5 protein-coding genes are annotated in these 13181 nt (G+C 63.6%); 1 reads left to right on the forward strand and 4 read right to left on the reverse strand.

Annotated elements, in window-relative coordinates; genetic code table 11:
- Positions 1–246: 246 nt before the first annotated feature.
- Positions 247–999, forward strand: coding sequence for an EF-hand domain-containing protein (locus tag C7G61_RS17670; protein WP_108516498.1), 753 nt, complete (start codon positions 247–249; stop codon positions 997–999).
- A gap of 35 nt (positions 1000–1034) precedes the next feature.
- Here the strand turns inward: C7G61_RS17670 and C7G61_RS17675 are convergent, their stop codons facing one another.
- The 4 genes from C7G61_RS17675 to C7G61_RS17690 form a co-directional block, all read right to left on the reverse strand.
- Entirely contained in the window at positions 1035–2030 is a 996-nt protein-coding gene (locus C7G61_RS17675) for a P1 family peptidase (RefSeq protein WP_108516500.1), read from the reverse strand.
- Between the two features lie 69 nt (positions 2031–2099).
- Complete coding sequence (locus C7G61_RS17680) at positions 2100–4874, reverse strand: PAS domain S-box protein (RefSeq protein WP_108516502.1); 2775 nt, start codon at positions 4872–4874, stop codon at positions 2100–2102.
- 265 nt (positions 4875–5139) lie between these two features.
- Positions 5140–6633: an HWE histidine kinase domain-containing protein gene (locus C7G61_RS17685; RefSeq protein WP_108516915.1), complete on the reverse strand. Its 1494-nt coding sequence runs from the start codon at positions 6631–6633 to the stop codon at positions 5140–5142.
- Positions 6634–6649: 16 nt separating this feature from the next.
- The gene (locus tag C7G61_RS17690) at positions 6650–12937 is read right to left on the reverse strand and encodes a HAMP domain-containing protein (RefSeq protein ID WP_108516505.1); all 6288 of its coding nucleotides are present in this window, start codon (positions 12935–12937) and stop codon (positions 6650–6652) included.
- Positions 12938–13181 lie beyond the last annotated feature (244 nt).

Here is a 13181-nt window from a genome sequence, read left to right on the forward strand (position 1 = left end):
CCCAAAACTCTTCGAGGGGCAGGATGGCTCCGCGTAACATGCAGGGCGGCCGGGGGCAATGCGACCGCCAAGGCGTCCTGTGGGCGGGAAAAATCTGCCGGAGCGGGCAGCTATTGCCGGGTTTACGGATCGGAACGGATGCGGGAAAGCCCGGTTTTATTGGGATTTTCTGCATGGCACGGCGCTTGCTGAGGAACATGCACGACCTATCGGCCGCGACCGGCGCGGCGTTGTTGGAGTTTTGCCATGTTCCTTGCTTTGGGCGCCGCGTCGTCGGCGATCGATGCCCTCAAGGCGCTGACGTCGTCGAAGTCGTCGTCCGCGCAATCCACCGGCCGCAGCCAGGACGCCAAGAGCCTGTTCGATCTGATGTCCTCGGGTTCGTCGGCTTCGGTCGGCTCGGGCACGGGTTCCGGATCCGGCGGCGGCGGTTCGCAGATATCGCCGCAGACCATGAGCGCGCTGCTCGACGCGCAGAGCCAGTCCTCGACGGGGTCGACGACCACGGCTTCCAAGAGCCGCTCCGCCGCGCTGAAGGATCTGTTCGCGCAGATCGATGGCGACGGCGACGGCAAGATCAGCAAGGAAGAATTCGAAACTGCGCTCGGCGCCGGCGGCACCAACCTCGCGAACGCCGACAGCGTGTTCGGCAAGCTCGACAAGGACGGCGACGGTTCGGTCAGCCTCAAGGAGCTGGCATCGGCGCTGAAGGGCGGCAAGAAGCATCTCCATGCCGCCAGCGAGTCCGACGGATCGAATTCCGATCCGCTCTCGCAGGCGCTGCAAGGCGCTTCCACCACATCCGTCACCAACAGCGACGGTTCAGTGACGACGTCGCTCACCTATGCGGACGGATCCAAGGTAACGATGACGTCGGCCGCAGGCAAAAGCTCATCCACTTCAGCGGCTTCGTCCTACAATTTCATCGAGCAGATGATCCAGCGGCAGGCCCAGCAGATTGCATCGGCCGCCACTTCATCGCTCTCGGTGAGCGTCTGAACACGAGACCCGGAGAGATTCCTTCGGACTGCGATCTAACCGAAGCGATCGCCCCACGCCGGTAGCGCACCCAGAAAGGGTAGCGCGGTCGCACTATGGACGCCGCGCGCGATCGCGCGCGCAACCGTGTTGGCGGCCACCATGCCGAGTTCGGTGAGGCCGAACCGCGGATCGATCGGTTTCTTGCCGGTCGCTGCGGCATACACCACGTCGCCATCCGTCGTGGCATGGACGGGATAGATGGCGCGCGCCATGCCGGTGTGCGCGATCATCGCGAGCCGTTTGGCCTGCGCTTTTGTCAGTATGGCGTCCGTGACCACGACCACCAGCGTGGTGTTTTCCGAAGACGCCGCAGCCGCGCCGCCCTTGAGCCGCGCGCTCAGCATATCAGGCGTGAATGCCGGCGGCAGTCCGCGCCCGCCAAATTCGTTGGCGGTTTCGAACGGCGCCGCCCAGAACCATGGCCCGTCGCCGACAGTGACGCTGCCGACGGCGTTGACGACGGCAAGCGCCGCGACGGTGACGCCGCTTTCGGTCTGCGCGGAAGCCGAGCCGAGGCCGCCCTTGAAATTGGCTGTCGTCGCGCCGAGGCCGGCGCCGACGCTGCCCAGCGCGAAATCGCCGCCTGCGGCACACGCCGCGGCGTAGCCGAGATCGCGATAGGGCGGGAAGCGTCCCCATGCCTTGTTGCCGCCGTTGAGCAGATCGAAGCAGATCGCGCCCGGAACGATCGGAATGACCGCCTCGCGGATTCTTAAACCGCGGCCCTGTTCGGCGAGCCATGCCTGTATGCCGCCCGCGGCATCCAGTCCGAGCGCCGAGCCGCCGGAAAGCGCGATGGCGTCGATCGCCTCGACCGTACTTTCGGGCTTGAGCATCGCGTCATCACGGGTGCCCGGGCCGCCGCCGCGCACGTCGATCGAGGCGACCGCGGGAGTATCGAAAATGATCGCGGTGACGCCGGAGGCGATGGCCGCGTCGTGGGCGTGGCCGACGCGAACGCCGGAAATATCGGTGAGCAGGTTTTTCAAGGCGTCGGTCCGTGGGGGCTGCAGCCGTCTGGAGTTCCATCCACGGATATATCAGCCGCCGGGAATGCTTCAACTGGCAAGCGCGAGCCGGATCATCCGGGCAAGCTCGGATTTGCGATAGGGTTTTGCCAGCAGCAGCACGCCGGAATCCAGGCGGCCATGATGGACGATGGCGTTCTCGGTATATCCCGATGTGAACAGGGTCTTGAGGTCCGGCCGCCGCTTCAGCGCTTCGTCGACGAGCTGACGGCCGTTCATGATGCCGGGCATGATCACGTCGGTGAAAAGCAGGTCGATGGCGGGGACCTCGTCGATGAAGCGCAGGGCGTCGGAAGCGTTGGAGGCCTCCAGCGTGGTGTAGCCCAGGCTCTCGATCTGCGTCATCACGTAGCGCCGCACCAGCGTATCGTCCTCGACGACGAGGACCGTTTCGTTGCCGCCCTCGACATGCGCCGAGACCAGCGCTTCCGCCGTGGTCTGCTGCAATCCCGTCGCCCGCGGCAGGTAGATCTTGACGGAGGTGCCGTGGCCTTCCTCGCTGTAGATCTTGACGTGACCGCCCGACTGCTTGACGAAGCCGAACACCATGCTGAGGCCAAGGCCGGTGCCCCGGCCGACCTCCTTGGTCGTGAAAAACGGTTCGAATACCCGTTCGAGCAGTGCGGGCGAGATTCCGGAGCCGGTGTCGCTGACCGCAATCATCACGTAATTTCCGGTCGTGACCTCGTCGTGCATGCTCGCGTAGTTGTCGTCGAGGAAGACGTTGCTGGTCTCGAGCGCGAGCTTGCCGCCGTTGGGCATGGCATCGCGCGCATTTATTGCCAGATTGAGAACGGCCGTCGTCAGCAGGTTTGGATCGGCCAGCGCGGTCCATGCATCTTCCGCCAATAGCGGCGTGATTTCGATGTTTTCGCCAAGCGTCGGGTGCAGCAGCTTTGCCGACTCCAGCACCAGCGCATTGACGTCGACTTCAACCGGCTGCAGCGGCTGCTTGCGGGCAAAGGCCAGCAGGTGCTTGGTCAGGTTGGCCCCGCGTTCGGCGGCTTCGTCGATCAGCTTGGCGATGGCGGCGAGCTGGGGCTGATCGGCGACGGCTTCTTCCAGGATGCCGATGGTGCCCGTGATCACGGTCAGGATGTTGTTGAAGTCGTGCGCGACGCCACCCGTGAGCTGGCCGACCGCATCCATCTTCTGCGCATGCCGCAACTGGGCTTCCGCGGCCTGCTTTTCCGTCAGGTCGCGGCCGATGAAGAAATGGCGGCGGACCGGCTCCGACCAGTTTCCGGTCCAGTTCAGCGCGACCGCCTTGCCCTCCTTGCTGACATAGCGCGTCTCGAAATTGCGCTTGCTTTGCCCCCGTCGCCCCGCCCGCATCTCCCTGCGGGTGTGTTCGAGATCGTCGGGGTGGATGAATTCGATCGCGCTGCGTCCGACCATGTCGGAGGGATGATAGCCGAGGATGGCGGTGACGCTCGGGCTGACCTGGATGAAATTCCCCGCGGAATCGGTCACGAAGATCAGGTCGTTCGATGACTCGAAGATGCGCCGCCGCTCCTCGATTTCCTGGCTGAGCGCCTGCTGGGTCCGCTTGCTCTCGGTGATGTCGTGCGCAGCTTTGGAAACGCCGACAATCTTGCCGGACGTGGTGCGGATGGGAGAAATGCTCAGCGAAACGTCGACGGTGCTGCCATCCTTGCGCATGCGCGACGTCTCGTAATGTGCAATCGGCTCGCCTCGGCCGATCCGTTCAATAATATTGCGTATCTCGTCGCGCCGGTCCGGCGGAACAATGAGACTAATGTGCCTGCCGATCGCCTCCGCGGCCGTGTAGCCGAACAGGCGTTCAGCGGCTCCGTTCCAACTCGTGATGGTGCCGTCCAGCAGTTTGGTGATGATGGCGTCGTTGGACGATTCCACGACAGCGCTAAAAAGGCTGTCGCGCTCGGTGCGAAGGTCTCTTTCAGAGGCGGCTTGCAAACGCAATGATCCGAGCAGGCGGGCGAGCTTCGCCTGCAGGCCGACATTGTCGACGAGCAGGACGGCGAGCACGAAGCTCGCGGCAGAAAGGCCATAGATGCGGCCGAGATAGAAGCTGACGTCGAATCGCGCCACGTTCAGGATCGCCGACAGGGCGATGTCGAACAGCCAGGCGCACATCACCACCATCAGCCAGACGTCGAGGACGAAGTGCGGCCTGCGGAGCCACAATACCACCAATGCAGCCAGGCTGAGGCACCATACGGTCGAGACCACTCCGAGCATGATGGGCGTGTAATGGCCGCCGCTCAGCAGGATCGGCAGACGGTCGTGCTGGGCGGTGACGAGCCAGGTGAATGCGGCCATCGCGGCACTGACCGCAACGATGCTCGCAACGACGGCCGCGCCGGTCGAGCCCTGTACCTTCGGCTCGTTGTCCTTTGCCTTCAGCAAGGCATAGCCGAGGACGAGCAACGGAAAACCGCCGTGCCAGATCATGCAGAGCCAGACGGTGGTCTGCGTTCCCGCGCCGAGCAGGCCGCCGGGCGCGAACAGTCCGGGAAAGGTCAGCGCGTGGGCGATGGCTGCCAGCGCGGTGAACAAATATCCGCTGGCGAGCAACAGCATCGCCCGCGAACGGGAAATCGAAAACTGCGAAAACAGCAGGATGGCGGTGATCAGGTCGTTGATGGCGAGCGCGGACTGATAGCTCGCAACGAATGCCGGGATCGGGGTGAGCGGCACGCCGGCAAATGGCACGGCGCAGGCGAACAGCACCGCCGAGACGCCGACCACGGCGAGCGCGGCCACACGATCGCGGCGCGTCGCCGGCATGGTCGAAAGAAAGATGTTGCGCTCGTTACCCATTGTCGTCTCCAGCAAACTGGCAACGAACGCGCCATGGCAATAGCTTCCAACGCGCGAAAACAATGCATCCGGCGCGGTCGGACATCCGGCCGATTCCTGAAGGCCGCTGGAATCGCACCTCCAGAGGCTACGCTAGCGACGCCCCCGCGGGAATCAACTCAAGGTTCATATTACCGGACGATGCCTGGAGAGGAACTCGGCCGGGGCCGCCGCGGCGCGCTAGATCAGCGCAACGGCTTTGCTGCCGGGCCGCCACGCGCTGCGGTTACCGCCCCGCGCGTCGCAGGCCATTGCCGTCGGCGGTAGCCTCGATCAGCGAAACCGGATCGGCGGTAAACTGCCGATGCGGCAAGGGGACCGAGAGGCAACAAACGAGGCCCTCCCGGCGCCAGTCGAATTCGGCATGGCCACCGAGCTGCGACTCGATGCTGGCGATCACGCTCCTGGTTCCGAACCCTCGCGATACCGGCTTCTCGACCGGCGGCCCGCCGGTCTCCACCCATATGATCTTGAGAAGGCCCGCCTGGTCTTCCCAGCTCACCGACAGCCGGCCCAACAGCGCCGACAGGGCGCCGTACTTCGCCGAATTGGTGACGAGTTCGTGCAGCGCCAGCGCGACGGTCTGGGCCGTCGCCGGCTCGAGCTGGACCTCCGGACCGGACAAGTCGATCTGTTCGCCGGTGGAATAGGGCGCCAGCTCCTCGTCGATCAGTTTTCTTATTTCGGCGCCTTGCCAGCTCGACAACGAGAGCACGGTGTGCACCCGCGCCAGCGCGTTGATCCGCCCTTCGACCGAACGGATATAGGTCTTCACGTTCTCGCCGCGCGTCAGCCGGACGATGGATTGCGCCAGCGCCAGCGCGTTCTTGGCACGGTGGTCGACCTCCCGCGCCAGCAGGTTCTGCCGCTCCTCGGCCTGTTTGCGCTCGGTGATATCGACGGTGACGCCGCTGACGCGGATAACACGGCCGCCCTTGTCGGTGGTTGCCGCCGCCGTGCCCGCGCACCAGCGCATCTCGCCATTCGGCCGGATGATGCGGAATTCCGCTTCGTATGATTTCGCGCCTCGGGCGAAGCTCGCCCACGCCTCGTGCAGTTCATGAACGTCGTCGGGGTGAAACAGCGCCTGGATATTGGCCGGCGTCAGTTCGAACTTGTGGGGATCGATGCCAAGGATCTGATACTGGCCTTCATCCCACATCCAGTCGCCATTGACCCAGTCCCAGTCCCAGGATCCCATCTTCCCGGCGGCTATCGCGAGACTGCGGCGCTGCTCGCTTTCCAAAAGCCTCGCGTGCGATTCCTCCAGTTCGGCGGTGCGGGCGCGAACGCGATCTTCGAGCTCGACGTTGAGGCGCTCGAGCTGGCGCGTCTTGCGATAGAGCTCCGCAAACACCTTGATCTTGGCGCGCAGCACCTCCGGTACGACGGGCACCGGAACATAGTCGACCGCACCCATTTCGTAGCCGCGCAGCCGGTCGATGTCGCTGACCTGTATCGCGGAGATGAATATCATCGCCGTCTTCTGGAAGCGGGGATGTTCGCGGATCATCGCGGCGAGTTCGAACCCGTCCAGTTCCGGCATGCAGACATCGACCAGGATGATGGCGACGTCGTTCTTGAGCAGGAACTCGAGCGCTTCGCGTCCGGACGAAGCCTTGACCAGGTTCTCGCCGAGTTCCTTCAGGATGACCTCATAGGCGAGCAGCTTCGCTGGCTGGTCGTCCACCAGAAGAATGTTTACCTTGTCTTGGTCCATCATCTGCATACGCCGGTCAGCGGTGTAGCCACATTCGAATGGCGAGCAGCAACTGCTCGGTATTGACGGGTTTTGCGAGATAGTCCGAAGCGCCGGCTTCGAGACATTTCTCGCGGTCGCCCTTCATCGCCTTGGCGGTCAAGGCAATGATCGGAAGGCGGCCAAAGGACGGGTTTTGCCGGATAACGCCAATGGTCTGATATCCGTCCATCTGCGGCATCATGATATCCATCAGCACGATTGCGATATTCGGATTGGACTCGACCAGCGCAATGGCTTCATTGCCGGTCGTAGCTGTCAGCACCTTCATGCCGCGCCGTTCTAATACGCTCGACAGCGCAAAGATGTTCCGGGCGTCATCGTCCACCAGAAGTGCGGTTTTGCCAACGAGATCCTCATCGGAGCTATTGAGCTTTTCGAGCATTCTCTGCTTCTCGGCTGGCAATTCCGTGATCACACGGTGCAAAAACAGCGACGTTTCGTCGAGCAGGCGTTCCGGCGATTCGACGCCTTTCACCACGATGCTCCTCGCCATGGTGTGAAGTTCCGCATCCTCCTCGGCTGAAAGTTCCCGCCCCGTGAACACCACGACGGGCACGTTCGATAGCGCGTCGTCGTTGCGAAGCCGGTCGAGCACCTCGAAGCCGCTCATGTCGGGCAGCCGCAGATCCAGCACGACGCAGTCGCACGGCTGGTTCCGCATTGTCGAGAGCGCATCGGCGCCGGTGTCGGCGGTGAGAATCTCGATGTCGTCGTGACCGAGCAGTTCGGTGATGCTCATCTGTTCGGCGGCATTGTCTTCCACGATCAGAAGGCGCTTGCGGCGAGGTTTTGCGTATTCCCTGATTTGCGACAGCGCCGCGCTGACGCCCTCCGTCGTCGTCGGCTTGTTGACGAAGGAGAACGCGCCGCGCGCCAGCGCATGCTGGCGGTCTTCGTCGAGCGTGATGATCTGCACCGGAATGTGCCGCGTCAGCGGATTGTGCTTGAGCTGGCTCAGCACGGTCCAGCCCAGCATGTCCGGCAGGAACACGTCGAGCGAAACCGCGGTGGGCTGGAACTGCTTGGCGAGTTCGAGCGCTTCCGCACCGCGGCTGGCGACCAGCACCTTGAAGCCCTTGTCGCGCGCCAGATCGATCAGCACCCGCGCATAATGCAGATCGTCTTCGACGATCAGCAGGATGGTATCTCCTGGTTCGAGGTTGAGCCGGTCATCCGGCAATTGTTCGATGACCCGCTCCTGTGCTGCGACCTGCAGCGCCGGCGCACCAGCGAACGGCGACGAGGCAGGGGCCCGGGGCGCGACCGTGGGGCCGGAATATGTCAGCGGCAGATAGAGCACGAAGGTGCTGCCTTTGCCTGGGGCGCTGCGCAGATGAATTTCGCCGCCGAGCAGGCTCGCGAGTTCGCGGCTGATGGCAAGGCCGAGGCCGGTGCCGCCGTATTTGCGGCTGGTGCCGGCGTCCGCCTGCTGGAACGCCTCGAAGATCAGTTTCTGTTTCTCCAGGGGGATGCCGATGCCGGTGTCGGTCACCTCGAAGGCGACGACGGCGGGTGCGTGATTGAGGATAGGGTGCTCGGCGCTCCAGCCGCCGACGGCGGCCGATACGGTCATCTTGACGCCGCCCTCCGCGGTGAACTTGAACGCGTTCGACAGCAGGTTTTTCAAAACCTGCTGCAGACGTTTCGAGTCGGTCACCATGCTGCGGGCGAGATTCTCGTCGACCTCGACGCTGAACGAAAGCTGGCGGTTCTCGGCTTCGTGGCGGAACGGGCGGCCGACGGTCTCCAGAAGGCTCGACGTCAGGATCTCCTCGGCATCGACCGTCACGGTGCCGGATTCGATCTTCGACAGATCGAGAATGTCGCTGATCAGGTTGAGCAGGTCGGTGCCGGCGCCGTGGATGGTGCGGGCGAATTCGACCTGTTTTGCCGACAAATTGCCGTCCGGATTTTCGGTGAGCTGCTGGCCGAGGATCAGGATGCTGTTGAGTGGCGTGCGCAGCTCATGCGACATGTTGGCGAGAAATTCGGACTTGTACTTCGAGGTCAGCGACAGCTCGGTCGCCTTTTCTTCGAGCGCGCGGCGGGCCTGTTCGATTTCCTGGTTCTTTCTTTCCACCTCGACGTTGCGCTCGGCAAGCTGCTGGGCCTTCTGTTCGAGCTGTTCGTTGGTCTGCTGCAGTTCCTTCTGCTGGGTCTGCAATTCGCCGGCGAGCTGTTGGGACTGTTTCAGCAGGCCCTCGGTCTGCATCGTGGCCTCGATGGAGTTGAGCACGATGCCGATAGAGTCGGTGAGCTGTTCGAGGAAGGTCATCTGCGAGGTCGTGAACGAACTGATCGAAGACAGTTCGATCACCGCCTTGACCTGGTTTTCGAACAATACCGGAAGCACGACGAGATTCTTCGGAATGACGCGCAGCAGCGCCGAATTGATCGGCGCCGTATCGGTCGGGATGTCCGACACCAGCCGCTGGCGCTTGTCCATCGCGCACTGGCCGATCAGCCCTTCGCCGAATTGAACGACCAGCGGGTGGGGATTGGCGCTATCGCCCGCATAGGCGGAGAGCAGGCGCAATTGCGGGCTATCGGCATTCTCGGTCTGATAGATCGCGCCCATATGCGCGTTGACCAGCGGCGCCAGTTCGGTCAGCAGCAACCGGCCGACGGTCGTGAGGTCGCGCTGCCCCTGCAGCATGTTGGTGAAGCTGGCGAGGTTGGTCTTCAGCCAGTCCTGCTCGGTATTGACCTGCGTCGTCAGGCGAAGGTTGCCGATCATGGTGTTGATATTGTCCTTGAGTTCGGCCACTTCGCCGCGGGCGTCGACCTGGATCGAGCGGGTCAGGTCGCCCTTGGTCACGGCGGTCGCCACCTCGGCGATGGCGCGCACCTGCGAGGTCAAGTTGGCGGCGAGCAGGTTGACGTTGCCGGTGAGGTCCTTCCAGGTGCCGGCGGCGCCGGGCACGTTGGCCTGGCCGCCGAGCCGTCCCTCGACGCCGACTTCGCGCGCCACGCTGGTGACCTGATCGGCGAAGGTCGCGAGCGTCTCGGTCATGTTGTTGATGGTGTCGGCGAGCGCTGCGACTTCGCCCTTCGATTTCACGGTCAGGTTCTGCTTCAGGTCGCCGTCGGCAACCGCGGTCACCACCTTGACGATGCCGCGCACCTGTTCGGTCAGGTTGGCGGCCATGAAGTTCACGGTGTCGGTGAGGTCCTTCCAGGTGCCGGCGACGCCCGGGACCTGCGCCTGACCGCCGAGCTTGCCCTCGGTGCCGACTTCGCGCGCCACGCGCGTCACTTCGCCGGCAAAGGCGTTGAGCTGGTCGACCATCGTGTTGATGGTGTTCTTCAGTTCAAGGATTTCGCCTTTCACGTCGACCGTGATCTTGCGCGACAGGTCGCCGCGGGCCACAGCGGTGGTGACTTCGGCGATATTGCGGACCTGCGTGGTGAGGTTGGCCGCCAGCAGGTTGACGTTGTCGGTCAGATCCTTCCAGGTGCCGCCAACGCCGGGCACCACGGCCTGTCCGCCCAATCGTCCCTCGGTGCCGACCTCGCGCGCCACGCGCGTCACTTCGGCGGCAAACGAGCGAAGCTGCTCGACCATCGTATTGAGGGTGTCTTTCAGCAGCAGGATCTCGCCGCGAACGTCGACCGTGATCTTCTTCGACAGGTCGCCACCGGCGATTGCCGTGGCGACCTCGGCAATGTTGCGGACCTGCGCGGTCAGGTTCGAAGCCATGAAGTTGACGTTGTCGGTGAGGTCCTTCCAGGTGCCGGCCACTTCAGGCACCTGCGCCTGGCCGCCGAGCTTGCCCTCGGTGCCGACCTCGCGCGCCACGCGGGTAACTTCGGAGGCAAAGGCGTTGAGCTGGTCCACCATCGTGTTGACGGTGTTCTTCAGTTCCAGAATCTCGCCCTTGACGTCGACGGTGATCTTCTTCGAAAGGTCGCCCTTGGCCACCGCCGTGGTCACTTCGGCGATGTTGCGGACCTGGCCGGTCAGGTTGCCGGCCATCGAGTTGACGTTATCCGTCAGGTCCTTCCAGGTGCCGGCGACGCCGGGCACGTTGGCTTGACCACCCAATCGTCCCTCGGTGCCGACCTCGCGCGCCACGCGCGTCACTTCGCCGGCGAAGCGATTGAGCTGGTCGACCATCGTGTTCAGCGTTTCCTTGAGCTGCAGGATCTCGCCGCGCACGTCGACCGTGATTTTTCGCGAGAGGTCGCCGCCAGCAATCGCGGTCGCCACTTCCGCGATGTTGCGCACCTGAGCGGTGAGGTTGCCCGCCATCGAGTTCACGGAGTCGGTCAAATCTTTCCAGGTGCCGGCGACGCCGGTCACCTGGGCCTGGCCGCCGAGCTTGCCGTCGGTGCCGACTTCGCGCGCGACGCGGGTCACTTCGCTCGCAAAGGCGTTGAGCTGGTCCACCATCGTATTGAGCGTTTCCTTCAGCTGAAGGATTTCGCCCGAGACGTTGACCGTGATCTTCTTCGACAGGTCGCCCTTGGCCACCGCGGTCGCGACGTCGGCGATGTTGCGGACCTGAGCGGTGAGGTTGCCGGCCATCGAATTGACGTTGTCGGTGAGGTCCTTCCAGGTGCCGGCGACGCCGCGCACGTTGGCCTGGCCGCCGAGCTTGCCTTCGGTGCCGACTTCGCGCGCCACACGCGTCACTTCGCCGGCAAAGGCGTTGAGCTGGTCGACCATCGTATTGATGGTGTCTTTCAGCTCCAAAATTTCGCCGCGGACGTCCACCGTGATCTTCTTCGACAGGTCGCCATTGGCGACTGCGGTCGTCACTTCGGCGATGTTGCGGACCTGCGCCGTCAGGTTGGAAGCCATCGAGTTGACGCTCTCGGTGAGATCCTTCCAGGTGCCGGCGACGCCGCGCACGTTGGCCTGGCCGCCGAGCCGTCCCTCGGTGCCGACTTCGCGGGCGACGCGCGTCACTTCGCCGGCAAAGGCGTTGAGCTGGTCGACCATCGTGTTGAGCGTTTCCTTCAACTGAAGGATTTCGCCCGACACGTTCACGGTGATCTTCTTGGAAAGGTCGCCGCCGGCGATGGCGGTCGCGACGTCGGCGATGTTGCGGACCTGCGCCGTCAGGTTGGAGGCCATGAAGTTGACGTTGTCGGTGAGGTCCTTCCAGGTGCCGGCGACGCCGGGGACCTGGGCCTGACCGCCGAGCTTGCCTTCGGTGCCGACCTCGCGGGCGACGCGCGTCACTTCCGAGGCGAACGAGTTGAGCTGGTCGACCATCGTATTGATGGTGTCCTTCAGCTCCAGGATTTCGCCGCGGACGTCGACCGTGATCTTGCGCGAGAGGTCGCCGCGGGCCACCGCCGTGGTAACGTTGGCGATGTTGCGTACCTGCGCGGTGAGGTTGCCGCACATCGCATTGACGGAGTCGGTCAGATCCTTCCAGGTGCCGGCGACGCCGGGGACGATCGCCTGGCCGCCGAGCTTGCCGTCGGTGCCGACTTCGCGCGCCACGCGGGTCACTTCGGAAGCGAAGGATCGAAGTTGATCCACCATCGTGTTGATGGCTTCCTTGAGCTGCAGGATCTCGCCGCGGACGTCCACCGTGATCTTCTTCGACAGGTCGCCATTGGCGACCGCGATGGTGACCTCGGCGATGTTGCGGACCTGGCCGGTCAAATTGTTGGCCATCGAGTTGACGCTCTCGGTCAGGTCTTTCCAGACGCCCGTCACTTCCGGGACCTGGGCCTGGCCGCCGAGCTTGCCCTCGGTGCCGACCTCGCGCGCCACGCGCGTCACTTCCGAGGTGAACACGGAAAGCTGCTTGATCATCGTGTTGACGATGTTGGCCGACTGCAAGAATTCGCCGCCAAGTGGGCGGCCGTCGACGTCGAGCTGCACGGTCTGTAGTAGATTGCCTTGGGCAACGGCGGCGACCGCGCGCGTGACTTCGCGGGTCGGCCACAGCAGGTCATCTATCAGCGTGTTGACGGATCCCTCCATGTCCGCCCACGATCCGCTCGACAGGTCGAACTTGACGCGCTGCCGCGTCTTGCCTTCGCGCCCGACCACCTGGCCGACGTGCTCCAGTTGCTGCGCCATTCGCTGGTTGGCGGCGACGATTTCGTTGAAGGTGTCGGCGATCTTGCCCTCGATGCCGAGGTGATCGCCGGTCATCCGCACCGAGAAATCACCCGCGCGCATTGCCTGCAAGGCGTGCAGCAGATCCTGCATCGGATCGGACGTGCCGTTGGTGGTGGCTGGTTGGGATTTGGTGACCCGGCGAACGGAGGGTGATGCCCCAGGGGAAAGGTCACTCATGGTGTTTCCTCGGCCAGTTCGCGCGCAAATCACTTAGGCTGAAATGCGATTTCACAGATAGAACCGCTGCCCCACCGGCAGATCAAGTTGGAATAACGGTTAAGGTCGAGAAATCAATGACATGGAACTCAAGCCCAGCTTGCACAATGCGGCGGGAACCCAATTGTTCCCGCGATCGGAAAATTATCTGGAACCCAAAATGAAAACGCCCCGGCAAGCCGGGGCGTTTGAGGTTCTGATCGAC

The sequence above is a fragment of the Bradyrhizobium algeriense genome (assembly GCF_003062295.1).
Taxonomy (GTDB): Bacteria; Pseudomonadota; Alphaproteobacteria; order Rhizobiales; family Xanthobacteraceae; genus Bradyrhizobium; species Bradyrhizobium algeriense.

What these genes read in the sequence shown, in the direction of transcription:
- C7G61_RS17670 (WP_108516498.1), top strand. Translation starts at nt 247, where the DNA reads ATGTTCCTTGCTTTGGGCGCCGCGTCGTCGGCGATCGATGCCCTCAAG.
- C7G61_RS17690 (WP_108516505.1), bottom strand. Translation starts at nt 12,937, where the DNA reads ATGAGTGACCTTTCCCCTGGGGCATCACCCTCCGTTCGCCGGGTCACC.
- C7G61_RS17680 (WP_108516502.1), bottom strand. Translation starts at nt 4,874, where the DNA reads ATGGGTAACGAGCGCAACATCTTTCTTTCGACCATGCCGGCGACGCGC.
- C7G61_RS17685 (WP_108516915.1), bottom strand. Translation starts at nt 6,633, where the DNA reads ATGGACCAAGACAAGGTAAACATTCTTCTGGTGGACGACCAGCCAGCG.